The organism is Pelomonas sp. Root1444 (assembly GCF_001426885.1).
In the GTDB taxonomy this organism is placed as follows: domain Bacteria; phylum Pseudomonadota; class Gammaproteobacteria; order Burkholderiales; family Burkholderiaceae_C; genus Pelomonas.
The window spans coordinates 270,038-287,987 of sequence record NZ_LMFP01000028.1 but is presented as its reverse complement, the minus strand read 5'-3'; the positions used below and the strand labels follow the sequence as shown (position 1 = coordinate 287,987).

13 protein-coding genes and 1 riboswitch are annotated in these 17,950 nt (G+C 70.4%); of the genes, 9 read left to right on the top strand and 4 right to left on the bottom strand.

Annotated elements, in window-relative coordinates:
* The first annotated feature begins 24 nt into the window (after positions 1-24).
* The 3 genes from ASD35_RS19065 (at position 25) to ASD35_RS19055 (ending at position 6,782) form a co-directional block, all read left to right on the top strand.
* Positions 25-2,244: a diguanylate cyclase domain-containing protein gene (locus tag ASD35_RS19065; protein ID WP_056876544.1), complete on the top strand. Its 2,220-nt coding sequence runs from the start codon at positions 25-27 to the stop codon at positions 2,242-2,244.
* A 127-nt stretch (positions 2,245-2,371) separates the two neighbouring features.
* Positions 2,372-3,532 carry an efflux RND transporter periplasmic adaptor subunit gene (locus tag ASD35_RS19060; protein WP_056876543.1) on the top strand — a complete coding sequence of 387 codons (1,161 nt, stop codon included), beginning with the start codon at positions 2,372-2,374 and terminating at the stop codon, positions 3,530-3,532.
* 10 nt (positions 3,533-3,542) lie between these two features.
* Positions 3,543-6,782, top strand: a complete 3,240-nt coding sequence (locus ASD35_RS19055; protein WP_056876542.1) for an efflux RND transporter permease subunit — start codon at positions 3,543-3,545, stop codon at positions 6,780-6,782.
* Positions 6,783-6,859: 77 nt separating this feature from the next.
* Here the strand turns inward: ASD35_RS19055 and ASD35_RS19050 are convergent, their stop codons facing one another.
* Together ASD35_RS19050 and ASD35_RS19045 are read right to left on the bottom strand one after the other, a co-directional pair.
* Complete coding sequence (locus ASD35_RS19050) at positions 6,860-7,336, bottom strand: ATP-binding protein (RefSeq protein ID WP_056876541.1); 477 nt, start codon at positions 7,334-7,336, stop codon at positions 6,860-6,862.
* Between the two features lie 380 nt (positions 7,337-7,716).
* Entirely contained in the window at positions 7,717-8,607 is an 891-nt protein-coding gene (locus tag ASD35_RS19045) for a LysR family transcriptional regulator (protein WP_056876540.1), read from the bottom strand.
* Between the two features lie 73 nt (positions 8,608-8,680).
* Here ASD35_RS19045 and ASD35_RS19040 point away from each other — a divergent pair, with 73 nt between their 5' ends.
* The 6 genes from ASD35_RS19040 (at position 8,681) to ASD35_RS19015 (ending at position 15,585) form a co-directional block, all read left to right on the top strand.
* Positions 8,681-9,991 carry an MFS transporter gene (locus ASD35_RS19040; protein ID WP_056876539.1) on the top strand — a complete coding sequence of 437 codons (1,311 nt, stop codon included), beginning with the start codon at positions 8,681-8,683 and terminating at the stop codon, positions 9,989-9,991.
* An 11-nt stretch (positions 9,992-10,002) separates the two neighbouring features.
* A riboswitch (TPP riboswitch) is annotated at positions 10,003-10,124 on the top strand.
* Positions 10,125-10,202: 78 nt separating this feature from the next.
* Positions 10,203-12,083 (top strand): phosphomethylpyrimidine synthase ThiC, encoded by a 1,881-nt coding sequence (thiC, locus tag ASD35_RS19035; RefSeq protein WP_056876538.1) that lies wholly within the window; start codon positions 10,203-10,205, stop codon positions 12,081-12,083.
* Positions 12,083-13,084: an FAD-dependent oxidoreductase gene (locus ASD35_RS19030; RefSeq protein WP_056876537.1), complete on the top strand. Its 1,002-nt coding sequence runs from the start codon at positions 12,083-12,085 to the stop codon at positions 13,082-13,084. The genes thiC and ASD35_RS19030 overlap by 1 nt, the downstream gene beginning before the upstream one ends.
* Positions 13,077-13,280 (top strand): sulfur carrier protein ThiS, encoded by a 204-nt coding sequence (gene thiS, locus ASD35_RS19025; RefSeq protein WP_056876536.1) that lies wholly within the window; start codon positions 13,077-13,079, stop codon positions 13,278-13,280. Before ASD35_RS19030 ends, thiS begins: the two co-directional genes overlap by 8 nt.
* Positions 13,281-13,282: 2 nt before the next feature.
* Positions 13,283-14,071: a thiazole synthase gene (locus ASD35_RS19020; protein ID WP_082580396.1), complete on the top strand. Its 789-nt coding sequence runs from the start codon at positions 13,283-13,285 to the stop codon at positions 14,069-14,071.
* Positions 14,068-15,585 (top strand): PfkB family carbohydrate kinase, encoded by a 1,518-nt coding sequence (locus ASD35_RS19015; RefSeq protein WP_056876534.1) that lies wholly within the window; start codon positions 14,068-14,070, stop codon positions 15,583-15,585. Before ASD35_RS19020 ends, ASD35_RS19015 begins: the two co-directional genes overlap by 4 nt.
* On the opposite strand, the gene ASD35_RS19010 is transcribed toward ASD35_RS19015, so the two are convergent.
* Together ASD35_RS19010 and ASD35_RS19005 are read right to left on the bottom strand one after the other, a co-directional pair.
* Complete coding sequence (locus ASD35_RS19010) at positions 15,582-17,390, bottom strand: bifunctional diguanylate cyclase/phosphodiesterase (protein WP_056876533.1); 1,809 nt, start codon at positions 17,388-17,390, stop codon at positions 15,582-15,584. The two genes, ASD35_RS19015 and ASD35_RS19010, sit on opposite strands and share 4 nt — an antisense overlap.
* Entirely contained in the window at positions 17,387-17,950 is a 564-nt protein-coding gene (locus tag ASD35_RS19005) for a YfiR family protein (protein ID WP_056876532.1), read from the bottom strand. The genes ASD35_RS19010 and ASD35_RS19005 overlap by 4 nt, the downstream gene beginning before the upstream one ends.

Below are 17,950 nucleotides of genomic sequence, written 5' to 3'. Positions count from 1 at the left end.
GCGGGGCGGTGGGGTCATTTCGCCATGCCGCTGACGGATCCCCAGGCCTTCGTCGACCGCAGCGCACGCGCCAGGCGGCGGGTCGGCAGATGGATCACGTTGGCCAATGCGGCGATCGCACTGCTGCTCGGTGCCATGGTCTGGCAGGTGCTTTCAGCCTCCCGGCACTCCTACGAAGACCAGGCGCGCGACGTGTCGGCCGGCCTGGCCGCTGTCGCCAAGCTCAACGTCGAGGGCGAGATGGACCGCATCGATGCGGTCATCCAGGCGACGGCCGCGGAGGTCGAGCGGCAGCTGGCGGGCGGCGGGGCGTCGGACGCGCTGTTGAACGAGGTGCTCCAGTCACGCTACCGCCTGCTGCGCGACATCGAGGCCTTCCGTCTCACGGACGCGCAAGGCCAGGTGCGCTGGGGCACGGCGTTGCCGGCCGGCGCACCGACGCAGGTGGCCGACCGGGACTACTTCCAGCAGGCCCGTGACGCGCCGCAGCCGCGCACCATCGTCGCCGGGCCGCTGCGATCCCGCGTGTCGGGCAACTGGGTCCTGGCCTTCGTGCGACCGCTCCAGCGCGAGGGTCGATTCGCCGGCGTCATCTACGTCAGCGTCAACGCCGAACATTTCCGCCAACTGTTCGGCCGCTACCGGCTGGAGCCGCTGGATGCGATCACCCTGCGGCGGGACGACCGCCGGCTCGTGGCGCGCGTTTCACCCGGTAGCGCCGCCCAGGGCGAGGTGGGCGATACCGCGGTGTCGCAGGAACTGCTGTCGCAGGTGAGCGCCAATCCGCGCGAGGGGAGTTTCAGCTCGCGTGTGGCGGTGGATGGCGAAATGCGCACGACCACCTACAGGGCGATGGACGCCTGGCCGTTCGTCGTCTATGCGGGCGTCAGCAACGAGCGCTTCCTGAGCCCGTGGCGGGCCCAGGCCGCGACGGTCGGCGCGCTGGCAGCGCTGGTGTGGTTGCTCTGCGCCGTGGCGTCGTGGGCGGTCTACCGGGCGGACGAGCGGCGCCACCGCGCCATGGGCGCACTGGCAGACCAGAGCCAGCGATTGCGGGCGCTGCTGCGCGTCGCCGCCGATGGCATCCACATCATCGACCGCCGCGGCCGGCTCATCGAGATGAGTGACTCCTTCGCGGAGATGCTGAGATCGACCCGCGAACGCCTGCTCGGCCGCCATGTCTCGAGTTGGGACGCGAACCAGAACGAGGCAGCGATCGCGGCCTGGCTGGCGAAGGTCAAGGCGGGCGACCGCCAGCGGGTGGACGTGCAGCACCGCCGCGACGATGGCCAGGTCATCGACGTCGAGCTGCACATGAGCGTGGCCGAGATCGCCGGCGAACTGCTGGTGTTCTCCACCGGGCGCGACGTGACCCAGGTCCGCCGGCTGCTGAAGGAGCAGTCCGCCATCCTGGAGTCCGACCTGGTGGGCATCGCCAGGATCGCCGGCCGTGTCATCACATGGCACAACCGCGCGGTCGCGCGCATCTTCGGCTACGGCGCGGGAGAACTGGACGGCCTGCCGGCCCGGGGGCTGTACTCCGACGACGACACCTACGAGGCCATGGGGCGTGAGCTCTATACCGCGCTCGAGACCCAGGCGCAGTACCGGGCCGAGCTGCGCATGCGGCGCAAGGGCGGCGAGGCGGTCTGGATCGATTTCGGCGCGGCCCGGCTGTCGGACACCGAGATCTTCGTGATGGCGATCGACGTGACGGCCACGAAGGCGGCGCACGAGGCGCTGGCCCACGCCGCCTTCCACGACGCGCTGACGCAACTGCCCAACCGTGCGCTGCTCTACGACCGCATCGAGCAGGCGCTGGCCGTCGCCGCGCGCGAGCACAAGCATGTGGCCATCGGCTATCTCGACCTCGACGGCTTCAAGGCTGTCAACGACACCCATGGGCATGACGCGGGCGACCAGCTGCTGGCCGAGGTGGCGCGCCGCCTCGTGGCGGGCGTGCGGCCTGCCGACACGGTGGCGCGCATCGGCGGCGACGAGTTCGTCGTGCTGCTCACGGCGCTCGAGCCTGGCGAGTGGGACGCCATCCTCCAGCGACTGGGCGCATCCATCGAGCGGCCGGTCCGGCTGGCCTCGGGCACCGTGGTGTCGGTCGGCGCCTCGATGGGCGTCGCGACGTCTCGGCCGGACGAGGCCGCGACGGCCTTCGAACTGGTGGAGCGCGCCGACCACCAGATGCTGCGCCGCAAGCGCGACATCCGGCCCCATCACCGCCGCGCATGACGCCAGGCTGATCGCAGGCGGGTGCAGCTCAGCCCCCGCAAACCGCGTTTCGTCACACCGCCGCTGCGCCGGGATGGCTCTGTTTCTAGACTGCAAAGGTCTGTATCAGAGAGCCTTTGGGGGAGTCATGCGCAAGTCCTGGAAATTGGGTGGCATCGCTGCGGTCGTGCTGGTGATTGGCGGCGCGGGCGTGGCGGTCATGGCCAGCAAGGGCGACGGTCCCAAGAAGCCGGGCGAGAAGCCCAAGACGGCGCTGGAGTTCGTCGCCAGCGAGGTCGTCAAGCCGGTGGTCACGGCCATGCCGGCCCAGATCGAATTCAGCGGCCCACTGGTCGCACCGAGCACGGTCATCGTGCGCGCGAAGTCCAACGGCACGCTGCTGAACCTGGCGGTGGGCGAGGGCAGCCGCGTGAAGGCCGGCCAGGCGCTCGGCCAGGTCGACCTGGAAGAACTGCGCTACCGCATCGCCGAGCGCGGCGCCAGCGTCGAGGCCATGCGTGCCCAGATGGAGCAGGCCGAACGCACCTTCAAGACCAACGAAGGCCTCGCGGCCCGCAACTTCATCGCCCAGACGGCGCTGGACAGCTCGCGTGCGGCCTATGAATCAGCGCGCGCCAACTGGCAGGCAGCCAAGGCCCAGCTGGACACCAGCCAGGTGACGATGCGCCAGGCCGGTTTGGTGTCGCCCATCAACGGCGTCGTCGCCAAGCGCCATGCCGTGCCGGGCGAGAAGCTGGCCGCGGAGCAGCAGATCCTGACCATCGTGGACCTGTCCAAGCTGGAGCTGGCCGGCCTGGTGGGGACCCACGAAGTGAGCCGCCTGCAACCGGGTATGCCCGTCAAGGTGCAGGTCGAGGGTGTGGAGCAGCCGGTCGAGGCCAAGATCGCGCGCATCTCGCCGGCCGCCGAGCCCGGCACGCGCTCCATCGGCGTGACGCTGGTGCTGGACAACCCCAAGGAGCTCTACCGCGCCGGCCAGTACGCCGTCGCCCAGGTGGTGCTGGCCGACGACACGCAGCGCCTGACGGTGCCCATCGCCGCCATCAGCCGCAACTCCGGTCAGGAACAGGTCTGGATGATCGAGAACGGCAGCCTGGTGCGCCGCATCGTGACGACCGGCCGCAGCGACGCCCGCGAAGGCCGCGTCGAGGTGCTGAACGGCCTGAAGCCCGACGCCCAGGTGCTGGCTGCGCGCTTTGACAACCTGCGCGAGGGCGACCCGGCGCAGATCGTGGCGGCCAAGTCGGCCAAGGTCGCCAGCGCGGCCTCCGCGCCGGCGCAACAGTGAGGGCCGCGCCATGTGGATGACCCGCGTTTCGATCCAGAACCCGGTCTTCGCGACCATGGTGATGGTGGCCCTGTGCGTGCTGGGCCTGTTTTCGTATTCCAAGCTGGGCGTCGAGCAGATGCCCGACATCTCCTTCCCCGGCGCGCAGGTGGACGTGCGCTACCCCGGTGCCTCGCCCGAGGCCGTCGAGCGTGAAATCGCCAAGCCGCTGGAAGAGGCGCTGAACACGATTGCCGGCGTGGAACGCATCCAGTCGCGCAGCTTCGAAGGCCGCGTGCAGGCCAGCGTCGAGTTTTCGCTGAACGCCGACATGGGCCGGGCGATGCAGGACCTGCGCGACCGCGTCGCCGCCGCGCAGGCCCGGTTCCCGCGTGACGCCAAGCCGCCTACGGTGCAGCGCTTCGAGAACGACAACTCGCAGCCCGTCGTCGTCATGGCGCTGCTGAGCCCCACGCGCGGTTCGCGCGAGCTGTCCATGATGGCCGACCTCATCGTCTCCAAGCGGCTGGGCCGCGTGGAGGGCGTGGCCAAGGTGGACGTCGGCGGCATGACCACCCGCGAGGTGCGCATCGACCTGGACCCGATGCGGCTGCGTGCCTACGGCGTGACGCCGGCCGAGATCGCCAAGGCGCTGGCCGAGGCCAATGCCGACCAGCCGGTGGGCCTGCTGTCCGACCAGACCTCCGACGCCATCCTGCGTGTGGAAGGCCGCGTGAAGGACCCCAAGGCGTTCGGGCAGATGGTCGTCGCCCGGCGCGGCAGCCTGGCGCTGACGCTGAACGACCTGGGCACGCTGGTCGAGCGCGAACGAGAGCAGGACAGCATCGCCCGCATCAACGGCCAACCCGCCGTGAGCTTCAACGTCTTCAAGCAACAGGACGCCAATATCGTCAAGACCGGCGAATCCGTGAAGGAGGCGATGGACGAGCTGCGCAAGACGCTGCCCAAGGACGTGGAACTGCGCCTGATCTATGCCGCCAGCGACTTCGTGAAGGGCTCGCTGACCGGCCTGCAGCACACGCTGATCGAAGGCGCGCTGCTGACGGTGGCCATCGTCTTCCTGTTCCTGCACAGCTGGCGCTCCACCATCATCACGGGGCTGACGCTGCCCATCGCCGTCATCTCCAGCTTCATCGCCGTGCACGCCTTCGGCTTCACGCTGAATTTCATGACGATGATGGCGCTCTCCTTGTGCATCGGCCTGCTGATCGACGACGCCATCGTCGTGCGCGAGAACATCGTGCGCCACGTCGGCATGGGCAAGGACCACCGCACCGCGTCGTTCGACGGCACCAACGAGATCGGCCTGGCCGTCATGGCGACCACCTTCGCCATCTGTGCCGTGTTCGTGCCGGTCGCCTTCATGGGCGGCATCATCGGCAAGTTCTTCTACCCCTTCGGCATCACCGTCGCGGTGGCCGTGCTGGTCAGCCTGTTCGTCAGCTTCACGCTCGACCCCATGCTGTCCTCCGTCTGGCGAGACCCGCCGAGCACGCGCATCCGCGACTTGCCGGTCATCGGCCACCTGATCCGCGCCACCGACTGGGGCATGGACCGCCTGCACGACCTGTACGCCAACACCATCGACTGGGCCTTCTCCGGCCGCCGCTACCGCGTCTTCGTGCCGCCGGTTCCCGCCTACGGCCATCCGTTCGACGCCGACGGCCGGCGCGACAGGGCTGCCAAGCGCGTGCTGCGCTTCGCGACGCTGACGCCGCGTGGGCTGGTGATGTGGGGCGCCGCCGCCAGCTTCGTGGCCGCACTCGCACTCGCGCCGATGGTCGGCAGCGAGTTCGTGCCGCAGACCGACAACGGCTTCACGCAGGTCAACCTGCGCATGCCGGTGGCCAGCAGCATCGAGCGCGGCAGTGCCAAGGTGGCGCAGATCGAGGAGATCCTGAAGGCCTACCCCGAGATCAAGACCGTCTCCACCGTCGTGGGCAGCACCGGCGAAGGCCTGTCCACCGGCCGCAACCAGGCGTCGCTGAACATCACGCTGACCGACCGCAGCGATCGCAAGCGCTCGCAGAAGGAAGTGGAAGACGCCATCCGCGCCGACATCGCCAAGATCCCCGGCATCGAGGTCAGCGTCGGTTTCGACCGCCCGATCTGGATCACCATCCTTGGCAGCGACCCCGAGGTGCTGACGCAGGCCGCCAAGGATCTGGTCGAGAAGATCAAGCAGATCCCCGGTGCGGTGGACGTGGACACGACCGTCAAGCCCGGCCTGCCGGCCTTCGCCGTGCGCCTGAAGGACTCGGCCATCCGCGAGCTGGGCCTGACCGCACCGCAGATCGCCTCGTCGCTGCGCGCGTACGTGAACGGCGAGATCGCGACCTACTGGACCACGCCGGACGGCAACCAGGTGGAGGTGCTGCTGCGCCTGCCGCGCGAGCAGCGCGAGCGCATCGAGCAGATGAGCAAGCTGCCGGTCGCCTTCTCGAAGGACGGCGCGCCCATCACGCTGGACCAGGTCGCCACCATCGAGCCGGTCTTCAACCCCGAGGTCATCCGCCGCGAGAACCTGCAGCGCCGCGAGGCCGTGTTCGCCGGCGTGCAGGGCCGCCCGGGCGGCGACGTCAACGCCGACGTACAGAAGCTCATCAAGAACACCCAGCTGCCCCCGGGCACCAGCTTCAAGGTGGACGGCGCCGGCAAGCAGCAGGCCGAGGCCTTCAACGGTCTGCTCGCGGCCATGGCGCTGGCGGGCATCTTCATCTACATCGTGCTGGCCAGCCAGTTCGGCAGCTTCCTGCAGCCCATCGCCATCATGGCCAGCCTGCCGCTGGCCCTGATCGGCGTGATGTTGGCGCTGCTGTTGTGGCGCTCGACGCTGAACGTGTTCTCGATGATCGGCCTGGTCATGCTGATGGGCCTGGTGACCAAGAACGCCATCCTGCTGGTGGACTTCGCCAACCACGCCCGCAAGGCCGGCGCGACGGTCGCCGAAGCGCTGCGCGAGGCCGGCCTGATCCGCATGCGCCCCATCATCATGACGACGGCGGCGATGGTCTTCGGCATGCTGCCGATGGCCATCGCGCTGAACGACGGCGGCGAGATCCAGGCCCCCATGGGTCGCGCCATCATCGGCGGCGTCATCACGTCGACGCTGCTGACGCTGGTGGTGGTGCCGGTGCTGTACAGCTACCTGGTGCGCGACAAGAAGCCGGTGGCCAAGGCTGCAGAGCAGGGCGGTGGCGCGCTGCCGCTGCACGGCATGCCGGGGGCGATGCCTGCCGACAAGGAATAGTCAGTTCTCCCTCGAGCGCTTCTGCGCCTGGGCCGGCTGCTTCGGTGGCCGGCCCTTTTTGTTGGTCCACGCCGGCGTCACTCAGGGACCGGAATATGGGCTTCGTCCGGCCCCAACGGTTCGATGCGATCGGCAAGAAGCCAGAACGTTTGTTCGTCGATGCGCAGCGAGGCCGCTGCATCGAGGCTGTTCCGCTGCTTCACCCGCTCCCATGCGACGTCGGGCGAGCACTCGAAGGTGTACAGCAGATGGGCTGCGCCCATCCTGCGCACTTGCTCCCTCGCCCGGTCCCGCTCGCCGCGTGTCCAGAAGCCGAAGTCGAGGACGACGTCGCTGCCGGCACCGACGATGCGCGAGGTGTAGGTCCAAAGCATCGCGTGGACAGGCTCTCGTACGGCCTCGATTTGGGCGGGCGAGGGCCGGGCACCAAAGAGCCGGACCACCCACTCGTCATGGCTGAGGTGCACGCAACGCCGCTCGGCGGCAAGCTGGCTTGCGAAGCGCGTCTTCCCGCACCCCGGGAGGCCGTGCAGCAGGTGAACGGTGGCGGTCATCCCGCTGCCCAAGGTTGAAGGTACGGGGCAGCCTGCACGGGCATCCGCTTGAAAAACAGGTTAGGCATAGCTCGTGACGAGGAGTGCGCAACAGGCGGCAGAAGCGGCAATAGACGCTACAAACAGCGCACGGCGAAACTCAGTGCTGAGGGACTGACTGTGCAGTCCAGTGGCAAGCATAGCCAGCCCGGTTAAAGCTAGCGCGACCGCATAGCGACCAGCGACGGCATTTGCGATTACCGCCACAGCACCGGAGCCTGCCAACATAGCGACAAGCATGTGCTTTCGAGTGACTGGAGACATTGGACCTCCCTGGTCTATTGATTGGCCTAACGTGTTCACGCGTGAAGACGCACTCTATCCTGGCCTGTTGCGGCGAATCAACCGGTGCAAGCCTCCCGCACGCAACCCCGCAGCCATCGATGCGCCGCATCCCCGTCCATCCTCGGATGCCACAGCAGCGAGACGGTGAACGGCTGCAGCGCCAGCGGGAGGTCCACGCTCACCAGGCCATCGCGCAGATGCCCGGTGTGCCGCTCGGGCACCGTCGCAATCAAGTCCGTGCCGCGCGCCAGCGCCAAGGCTTCCGAGAACCCGGCCACCGTGACGACGATGTCGCGGTGCAGTCCCAGGGCGGACAACGCTTCGTCGACCGGCCCTGCCGCCGTGACGCGCCGGGAGATGGCGACATGCCGGCCCGCTGCGTAGCGCTTGGCCGTCAGCTTGCCGGTCGCCAGCGCATGGCCTTGGCGGATGACGGCGACGAAGCGGTCGCGGAACAGCGCCTGGGCTCGCAGCTCCGGCCCGATCGAACTGCCAACGACGCCGGTCTCCAGGTCGACGCCGCCGTCCCGCAGCGGCTCGCTGCCGCGGTCCGGCTTGGGCACGAAGCGCAGCCGCACACCGGGCGACTCGGCCGCGACCCGCGCCAGCAACGCCGCGCCGAAGTTCTCGACGAAGCCTTCCCGCGTGCGCAGCGTGAACTCACGCTCCAACCTGCCCAGGTCCAGCGCCGCTGCCGGCCTCAGCGCCGCTTGCGCTTCCTGCACCAGTGGCCCGATGCGCTCGCGCAACGCCAGCGCCCGGGGTGACGGCACGAGGCCTCGCCCCGCGCGCACCAGCAGCGGGTCGCCCGTCACATCGCGCAGCCGCGCCAGCGAGCGGCTCATCGCGGACGGGCTCAGTCGCAACCGCCGGGCAGCGCCAGCGACGCTGCCCTCGGCCAGCAGGGCATCGAGTGTGAGCAGCAGGTTGAGGTCGGGGTCTGGCATGGCGTCTCGTGCAGGTATGAAGTGCAGATGATGCGTCTTCCGCCATGCCCGGCCAATGCTTAAGGTGCGGGCCATGACGACCACGACCCTTGCACCCTCGGCCACCACACCCTCCGCCGCCATGCTCGCCAGCCTGGCGCTGGCCACCTTGCTGCCCTCGCTGGCCGTCAGCAGCGCCAACGTCGCGCTGCCCACGCTGGCTGCGTCGCTGGGCGCCGGCCTGGCCGACGTGCAGTGGGTGGTGTTGGCGTATTTGCTGGCGACGACCAGCCTCATCGTCGGCGCCGGCCGGTTGGGTGACCTGCTGGGCCGGCGGCGCATGCTGCTGGCCGGCATCGCGCTGTTCACCGCAGCGTCGGCGCTGTGCGTGCTGGCGCCGACGCTGCCTTGGCTGGTCGCCGCACGCGCGCTGCAAGGCGCCGGTGCCGCGGCCATGATGGCCTTGTCGATGGCCATGGTCGGCACGGCCCTCGCGAAGGCGCCAAGCGGCCGCGCGATGGGGTTGCTGGGCACGATGTCGGCCGCGGGCACGGCGCTGGGGCCGTCTCTGGGCGGCGCATTGATCGCCCTCTCGGGCTGGCCGGCCGTCTTCGCCGTCAACCTGCCGCTGGGTGGCCTCGCGCTCCTGCTGGTCTGGCGCTGCTTGCCGGCCGACCAGGAGCGGGGAGGTGCGACGCGGTTCGACGTGCCGGGCACGCTGTGGCTGGCATTCACGCTGGCTTTCTTTGCGCTGGGGATGACGCAGCACACCGGCCTGCTCATCGTCGCCGCAGCGGGCCTGCTGCTCTTCATTCGCACGGAGGCCCGCGCCGCGTCGCCGCTGGTGCGGCTCGAGCGGCTGCGCGACCCGGCGCTGGGCGCTGGCCTTGCGATGAACGCGCTGGTGTCGACCGTCATGATGGCCACGCTGGTTGTCGGCCCCTTCCACCTTGGGGGTGCGCTGAGCCTGGGGGCGGCGGCGGTGGGCGCGTTGATGTCCGTCGGCCCGGCGTTGTCGGCGTTCAGCGGCGTGCCGGCGGGCCGGCTGGTGGACCGCTTCGGTACCCGGCGCATGACGCAGCTCGGCCTGGCGATGATGGTGCTCGGCTGCGGGTTCATCGCGGTGCTGCCACCGTCCGCCGTCGCCTATGTCGGCCCGCTTGCCGTCGTCACGCCGGGCTATGCACTCTTCCAGGCTGCCAACAACACGGCGGTCATGGCTGGCGTGGCGGTCGAGCAGCGCGGCGTGATGTCCGGGCTGCTGACGCTGTCGCGCAACCTGGGGCTCATCGCGGGTGCATCGGCCATGGCGGCGGTCTACGCGGCCGGCGGGCTGGGGGCGAGCTTCGCCATCGCCGTAGCGATGCTTGCGTTGTCGCTCGGCCTTGCCAAGCGCGCGAAATGACAAGCACAATCGCCCCCGCTCCGGGGTGCCCGGGCCTGGCGAAAGCCGCGCCCAGACGCTGAGACAGTTGAAGGACTGAACCCGTGAACTTGAACCGGCTAATACCGGCGTAAGGAGAGCGCATGCCTCGCGGCGTGCAGGCGAGACCCCCTCTCGCCGCGCACCTCAAGGCGGCCTTGGAGCAACCGACCCACCGCTCCAGGAGACCGCCATGAACGCCCCCGATAAAGCCCTCTCGCTCGATGAACGCCTGTCGCTGACGCGCGAGCCGTTCCCGGCCTCGTCCAAGGTCTATGTGACCGGCAGCCGGCCCGATGTGGCGGTGCCCATGCGCGCGATCGCGCTGACCAATGGCGAGACCGTCGTCGTCCACGACACCTCGGGCCCCTATACCGACCCCGAGGCGCAGATTGACGTGCGGCGCGGCCTGCCGCCCATTCGTTCGAGCTGGGTCGGCGACCGTGCCGACACCGAGACCTACACGGGCCGCACGCGCGTCGCGCTGGACGACGGCGGCAAGGAGGACAACGAGCGCATCGCCACGCTGCGCGCCGAGGCCGCGGCCCTGCAGCGCGCGCCGCGCCGGGCCCAGGCGGGCGCCAACGTCAGCCAGCTGCACTATGCCCGCCGCGGCATCGTCACGCCGGAGATGGAGTTCGTCGCGCTGCGCGAGAACGGCAGGCGCGAATGGATGCGCGAGTACCTGAGCGACGCGGAGCGCGAGCAGCGCCTCCGTGGCGATTCGCTGGGCGCAGCCATTCCCGACATCATCACGCCCGAGTTCGTTCGCGACGAGGTGGCCCGCGGCCGCGCAGTCATCCCCGCCAACATCAACCACACGGAGCTGGAGCCGACCATCATCGGCCGCAACTTCCTCGTCAAGGTCAACGCCAACATCGGCAACTCGGCCGTCACGTCCAGCATCGAGGAAGAGGTGGAGAAGCTCGTGTGGAGCATCCGCTGGGGCGCGGACACGGTGATGGACCTCTCCACCGGCCGCAACATCCACACGACGCGCGACTGGATCGTGCGCAACTCGCCCGTGCCCATCGGCACCGTGCCCATCTACCAGGCACTCGAAAAGGTGGGCGGCGTCGCCGAGGACCTGACCTGGGCCATCTTCCGCGACACGCTGATCGAGCAGGCCGAGCAGGGCGTCGACTACTTCACCATCCACGCCGGCCTGCGCCTGCCCTTCATCCCGATGACGACCAAGCGCCGCACGGGCATCGTGTCGCGCGGCGGCTCCATCCTGGCCAAGTGGTGCATCACGCATCACCGCGAGAACTTCCTGTACACGCACTTCGAAGAGATCTGCGAAATCATGAAGGCCTACGACGTGACCTTCTCGCTCGGCGACGGCCTGCGCCCCGGCAGTGGCGCCGACGCCAACGACGAGGCTCAGTTCGCCGAGCTGAAGACGCTGGGCGAGCTGACGAAGGTGGCCTGGAAGCACGACGTGCAGACCATGATCGAAGGCCCCGGCCACGTGCCCATGCACCTGATCCAGGCCAACATGGCCGAGCAGTTGAAGCACTGCCACGAGGCGCCGTTCTACACGCTGGGCCCGCTGACCATCGACATCGCGCCCGGCTACGACCACATCGCCTCGGCCATAGGCGCGGCCATGATCGGCTGGATGGGCACGGCCATGCTCTGCTACGTGACGCCCAAGGAGCACCTGGGCCTGCCCGACCGCGACGACGTGAAGCAGGGCCTCATCGCCTACAAGATCGCCGCCCACGCGGCCGACATCGCCAAGGGCCACCCCGGCGCCCGCGCCCGCGACGACGCGATGAGCAAGGCGCGCTTCGAGTTCCGCTGGAACGACCAGTTCGCTCTCGGCCTGGACCCCGACACGGCGCGCGACTATCACGACGAGACGCTGCCCAAGGATTCGTCCAAGGAGGCGCACTTCTGTTCGATGTGCGGGCCGAAGTTCTGCTCGATGAAGATCACGCAGGACGTGCGCGAGTACGCGGCGGCCCAGGGTCTGGAGGCGGCCGACGTGGTGGCCGACGGCATGGCGCGCAAGTCCGCTGAATTCCGCGCCGCTGGCGGCGAGCTCTACATCCCCATCGCCAAAGCCTGATGGCCACCGTCGCCATCGCAGGCGCCGGCGTCATGGGCCGGCTGCTGGCCTGGCAGCTCGCGCGGGCGGGGCATCGCGTCAGCGTCGTCGACCCTGCGGCCGGGCCCGCTGAGCCCGGCGCGGCAGCCTTCACGGCGGCCGGCATGCTGAGCCCGCTGGCCGAGCAGGAGCATGCCGAGCCCGATGTCGTGGCGCTGGGCTGGCGCTCGCTGCAGCTGTGGCCGGCGATTGCCGCCGCGCTGGGCCAGCTCGGCCTCGTGAAGACCGACGGCAGCCTGCTGCTGGCCCACGGCAGCGACGTCGGCGCGGCGCGGCGCGTGCTCGCGCGGCTCAGCGACGGCCCCGAGCCTCTGAACCGCGCCGCGCTGCAGATGCTGGAGCCCGCGCTGGCGCCCGACCTCAAGGCCTGGTGGCTGCCGGGCGAAGGCCAGGTGTTGCCGCACCGACTGCTGGCGGCGCTGGCCGAGCAGGCGCCGGATGTCGACTGGCAATGGGGCCGTCGCGCCACCGTCGTGCAGCCGCATCGCCTCGAACTCGACGACGGCCGGCGCCTCGACGCCGACCTCGTCATCGACGCGCGCGGCCTCGGTGCCAAGCCCGACCTGCCCACGCTGCGCGGCGTGCGCGGCGAGATCGTGTGGCTGCATGCGCCGGGCGTCGCATTGCACCGGCCGGCGCGTCTGATGCATCCGCGCCATCGCGTCTACCTCGTGCCGCGGCCGGGCGACGTCATCGTCGTCGGCGCATCGGAGATCGAGAGCGAGGACCGCTCGCCCGTCAGCCTGCGCAGTGCCGTCGAGCTGATGGCCGCGGCGCACAGCGTGCTGCCCGGCCTGGCCGAGGCGCGCATCGTCCACATGGAAACCAATCTGCGGCCGGCGCTGCCCGACCACCGGCCGCGCATCGATCACGAGCCCGGCCTGATGCGCATCAACGGCCTGTTCCGCCATGGCTGGCTGCTGGCACCGGCGCTGGTCGAGAAGGTCATCGAGCATGTCTGAATTCACCCTCAACAACGAACCCCGCCCCTGGCGACCGGACCTCAGCGTCGCCACACTGCTGGCCGAACAGGGCAGGGCGGCCGATGCCGTCGCCACCGCCCTGAACGGCGCTTTCTTGCCGCGCGCGCGGCGCGAGACGACGCTGATCCAGCCCGGCGACGCATTGACCCTGATCCAACCCATCACAGGCGGATGACCATGACCTGGACTCTCTACGGCCGCACGCTGACCAGCCGCTTCCTGCTCGGCACCGCCGGCTACCCGTCGCCCGACGTGCTGCGCCGCGCCGTGCGCGCGAGCGGCGCGCAGGTGCTGACCGTGGGCCTCAAGCGCACGCTGGCCGCGGCGGGCGACAACGGCTTCGTCGCCGCCATCCGCGACACGCTGCGCGAGACCGGTGGCCACCTGCTGCCCAACACTGCCGGCTGCCGCACCGCACAGGAAGCCATCACGCTGGCGCAGATGGCGCGCGAGCTGTACGACACGCGCTGGATCAAGCTCGAGGTCGTCGGCGACGAGCACACGCTGCAGCCCGACCCCTGGGAGCTGGTCAGCGCGGCGCAAGCGTTGGCCAAGGAGGGCTTCCAGGTCTTCCCCTACTGCACCGACGACCTCGTGACCTGCCGCCGCCTGCTGGACGCAGGCTGCGAGGTGTTGATGCCCTGGGGCGCGCCCATCGGCTCGGGGCAGGGCCTGATCAACCCGTTCGCGCTGCGCACGCTGCGCGAGCGCCTGCCCGGCGTGCCGTTGATCGTGGACGCCGGCATCGGCGCGCCGTCGCATGCGGCGCAGGCGATGGAGCTGGGGCTGGACGGCGTGCTGCTGAACTCCGCCGTCGCCCACGCCGGAGACCCCGTCTGCATGGCCGCAGCCTTCGGCCATGCGATCGCCGCCGGGCGGTTGGGCTTCGAGGCCGGCGTAATGGCCAAGCAGGACATGGCGGTGGCGAGCACACCGGTGGGCGGCCGACCGTTCCTCATCGCATGAACCAGAAGCCCGTCATCTGGAGCATCGCCGGCCTGGACAGCGGCGGCGGTGCGGGCCTCTCGGCCGACCAGCGCGCGGCCGACGCGATGGGAGTGCACCTCTGCCCCGTGGCCGCCGCGCTCACGGCGCAGAGCAGCGTCGCCGTCGAAGGCATCTTTCCGGTGCCGCCGGATCAGCTCGACGCCCAGCTCGCGGCGCTGGCCGGCGACCTGCCGCCCGCCGCCATCAAGACCGGCCTGCTGGGTGGCGTCGAGCAGCTGCGCGTCGTCACCCACTGGCTGGACCGGCTGCGTGAGCGCGCGCCGGTCGCGCTCGTCGTGGACCCCGTGCTGCGCGCCTCCACCGGCGCGAGTTTTGCCGACGAGCCGCTGCTGCGCGCCTACCGCGAGGAGCTGCTGCCGCGTGCCAGCGTCGCGACACCCAACCGCCGCGAGGCGGTGCGCCTGGTGGGCGAGGGCGATGTCGCGGCGCAGGCGCGTGCGTTGCAGGCGCTGGGCGTGGGCAGCGTCTGCATCACCGGGGGCGACGAAGGCGGGCCGCTGGCGCTCGATTGGCTGGACAGCCCGCAGGCCAGCGGCTGGCTGGCGCTGCCGCGCCGCGACGCCCGCAACAACCACGGCACCGGCTGCTGCTTTGCGACGGGCGTCGCTGCGGCACTGGCGCGCGGTTTCGTTGCGGCAGATGCAGCCGTCCTCGCCAAGATGCTCACGGCGTCGGGCCTGCAGGCCGGTACGGCGCCCGGCGCTGGCGCCGGCCCTGTGCGGCCGACTGCGAGCTTCATCACCGACGCCGGCCCGCTGCCGGCGTTGTTCGAGACGCCGCCCGCGGCCTGGCCCGAACGCCGCACCGGCCCGTCCGCGGTCCGAGGCCTTTACGCCATCACCGACAGCGGGGCCCACGCGGCGCGGCTGTTCGAGGCCGGGGTGCGCACCGTGCAGCTGCGCATCAAGCGCAGCGAAGGGGACGCGGATTGGCACCGCCGCCTGCGTGCGAAAGTCGAATCGGCACGCCGCCCCGGCGCCACGCTGGTCCTGAATGACCACTGGCGCGACGCCCTCGCGCTCGGCGTCGACTTCGTCCATCTGGGCCAGGAGGACCTGCTTGCGCTGTCCGCCCATGACCGTCGCGATCTGGCGGAAGCCAGAGCCAACGGCTTGCGCCTGGGCATCAGCTCCCACAGCCTGTGGGAGCTGGCGCGTGCCGCCGCCTGGGCGCCGGACTACATCGCCTGCGGTCCCGTCTGGCCGACGCTGACCAAGGCCATGCCGTGGCGACCGCAAGGCCTGGACAACCTGGCCTGGTGGGCGGCGATGGCGCCGGCGCCCGTCGTTGGCATCGGTGGCGTGCTGGCGCCGGAGCAACTGGCCCACATCGCCGCGCAAGGCGCTGCGGCCGGCTGTGTCGTGCGCGGGCTGGCCCCCGGTTCGGCGCACACGCCGCAGCACTGGATGGCGGCCTGGCAAAGCGGTGCTGCCCAATCTCATGCGGCCGGCTGGCCGCATCCGTCGATCTAGCCCAGCAGCGCCGCGACCTGCTCCGGCGCCACCGGCTTGCAGAAGCCGAAGCCCTGCATGAGGTCGCAGCCCATCTCGATCAGCGCGGCCTCGTCGGCCGGCAGCTCCACGCCTTCGGCGACGACAAGCATGTGCATCGCGTGGGCGACGCGCACCATCGACTCGACCAGCGTGCGCGAGTCGGCGTTGATGGACAGGCCGTGCACGAACAGCCGGTCGATCTTGAGCTTGCGGCAGCGGATGCGGCGCAGGTAGGCCAGCGAGCTGTAGCCGGTGCCGAAGTCGTCGATGGCCAGGCTATAGCCCAGGCCCTGCAGCATGACGACGAAGGAGTCGGGCTTGTCGATGTCTTCGAAGCAGGCGCTCTCGGTCAGCTCGAACTCGATCTCGGTGGGGCCGAGCTGCAGCGACTTCAGCTGCTGCAGGAAGCGTTCGCGGTGCTGCACCTTGCGGCACTGCTCCCACGACAGGTTGATCGCCACCAGCGGGCAGACGAGGCCGAGCGCCTTCCAGGCGTCCAGGTCGCGGCGCAGGATGGCGAGCGCTGCCAGGCCCAGGTCCACGATGAGGCCGGAACTCTCGGCCACCGGGATGAATTCGGTAGGCGGGATCCAGCCGCGCTGCGGGTGCTTCCAGCGCGCCAACGCCTCGAAACCGCGGATGCGGCGCTGCGCGTCGTACTGCGGCTGGTAGGCCAGCGAGAGCTGGTCCCCGGCCGTGAGGGCGGCGCGCAGGTCGTGCTCCAGCGCGAGGCGTTGGCGCAGCGCCTCGCCGATCTGCGGCGTGAAGAGCTGGAAGCTGTCCCGGCCCAGCTGCTTGGCGTGGCGCATCGCGGCGTCGGCGCAGCGCAGCGCCTCGCTGGGGTCGCGCGCATGCTCGGGCAGCGACGCGGCGCCGATGCCCACATGCAGCGGCAGCCAATGGCCGTCATGGAAGAACGGCCGCGTCAGCTCGGCCTGCAGCCGCCCGACGTGGGCGCGCAGCGCCTCCTCGTCCAGCCGCGGCACCAGCAGCATCGCGAACTCGTCGGCCGACAGCCGCGCCACCTGGTCGCCCGGCCGGCAGTGCAGCCGCAGCCGCTGGCCGATGGCCTGCAGCACGGCGTCGCCGGTGGCATGGCGATGCTGGTCGTTGATCTGCTTGAAGTCGTCCAGGTCGAGGATGAGCAGCGTCGCGCCGCCGTCATGCTGCAACGCACGCTCCAGCAGGCCGCGCATGTGCTCGCGGTTGGGCAGGTCGGTCAGCGCGTCGAAGCGCGCGAGGTAGCGCGTGCGGCGCTCGACCTCCTTGATCTGCACGCGCAGTCGCTTGGCCATCAGCCAGGCCAGGCCCGCCGTCGCCAGCAGCGTGCCCACCGTGGCGCCGAGGAACTGGGCCAGGTCCACCCACATCGGCAGGCGGCTGGCCTCCACGGCCAGCGTGCCGACGCGCCGGCCGTTGGCCTGCACCGGCACCTCGACGCGGGCATTGCCGGCCAGCGCGTCCAGCCGCGAGTCTTCGTCGGCGACGCGCGCATACAACGTGAAGACGCTGCCGTCCTGCTTCAACAGGCGCGCATGCAGGATGGCCGGGTTCTGCTGCAGGGCCGCCAGGCTCTCGCCGGCGTCGGCCCTGCTCTCGAAGACCAGCGCCGCCGACACCGTCTGCGCGACGATGCTGGCCTGGGTCTGCAAGTCCTTGAGCTGGCGTTCCTGCAGGCGCAGGTACTGCAGCAGGCTCAGCACCAGCGCGAAGGCCAGCAGCGCGGCCAGCGCGACGACGAGTTCGCGCAGGCGTTCGAAGGCGTCGGCAAAGCCCGGCTTCATGGCGATGCGGTCTGGTGGCGCACGAAGCGGGCCAGGCGCAGCAGCTTGGTGCTGATGACGAGGCCCGCGCGGCGTGCGGCGTCGAGTTCCACGTCGAAGACGATGCGGCCGTCCTCGACCTGCAGGTTGATCATGGAACCCTGGTCGAGCATGGCGGCGGCGTCGGACACGACCAGCACCGGGGCGTCGCCCAGCGCGCTGCGCAGCGCGGGCTGCGGCGCCGGCAGGTACAGCAGGTGGCAGCCGGCGTGCTGGTCGGGGCGGTCCAGGCGGCGCACGGCGACCTTCAGCTGGCGGATGGGCCGGCCGACGAGGGCCTGCAGCGCGCCTTCGACGCGGCCCTCTCCCAGCGTGCAGATCTGCAAGCCGCGCTCAGGCACTTCGCGCTCTGGCGGCCAGTTGACGAACATCAGCACGCGGTAGATGACCTCGGCCTTGAGCGACTCGGGGCTGGCCGGCTGCGCCTTCACCGGCAGGGGCAGCAGGCAGCAGGCGAGCATCCACAGCGCCGCCCAGCGCGACTGCGCCGAACTGCCGAGGACGCTGAGCCAGTGCCGCAT

What these genes read in the sequence shown, in the direction of transcription:
- ASD35_RS19065 (WP_056876544.1), top strand. Translation starts at nt 25, where the DNA reads ATGCCGCTGACGGATCCCCAGGCCTTCGTCGACCGCAGCGCACGCGCC.
- ASD35_RS19060 (WP_056876543.1), top strand. Translation starts at nt 2,372, where the DNA reads ATGCGCAAGTCCTGGAAATTGGGTGGCATCGCTGCGGTCGTGCTGGTG.
- ASD35_RS19055 (WP_056876542.1), top strand. Translation starts at nt 3,543, where the DNA reads ATGTGGATGACCCGCGTTTCGATCCAGAACCCGGTCTTCGCGACCATG.
- ASD35_RS19050 (WP_056876541.1), bottom strand. Translation starts at nt 7,336, where the DNA reads ATGACCGCCACCGTTCACCTGCTGCACGGCCTCCCGGGGTGCGGGAAG.
- ASD35_RS19045 (WP_056876540.1), bottom strand. Translation starts at nt 8,607, where the DNA reads ATGCCAGACCCCGACCTCAACCTGCTGCTCACACTCGATGCCCTGCTG.
- ASD35_RS19040 (WP_056876539.1), top strand. Translation starts at nt 8,681, where the DNA reads ATGACGACCACGACCCTTGCACCCTCGGCCACCACACCCTCCGCCGCC.
- thiC (WP_056876538.1), top strand. Translation starts at nt 10,203, where the DNA reads ATGAACGCCCCCGATAAAGCCCTCTCGCTCGATGAACGCCTGTCGCTG.
- ASD35_RS19030 (WP_056876537.1), top strand. Translation starts at nt 12,083, where the DNA reads ATGGCCACCGTCGCCATCGCAGGCGCCGGCGTCATGGGCCGGCTGCTG.
- thiS (WP_056876536.1), top strand. Translation starts at nt 13,077, where the DNA reads ATGTCTGAATTCACCCTCAACAACGAACCCCGCCCCTGGCGACCGGAC.
- ASD35_RS19020 (WP_082580396.1), top strand. Translation starts at nt 13,283, where the DNA reads ATGACCTGGACTCTCTACGGCCGCACGCTGACCAGCCGCTTCCTGCTC.
- ASD35_RS19015 (WP_056876534.1), top strand. Translation starts at nt 14,068, where the DNA reads ATGAACCAGAAGCCCGTCATCTGGAGCATCGCCGGCCTGGACAGCGGC.
- ASD35_RS19010 (WP_056876533.1), bottom strand. Translation starts at nt 17,390, where the DNA reads ATGAAGCCGGGCTTTGCCGACGCCTTCGAACGCCTGCGCGAACTCGTC.
- ASD35_RS19005 (WP_056876532.1), bottom strand. Translation starts at nt 17,950, where the DNA reads ATGCGGCACTGGCTCAGCGTCCTCGGCAGTTCGGCGCAGTCGCGCTGG.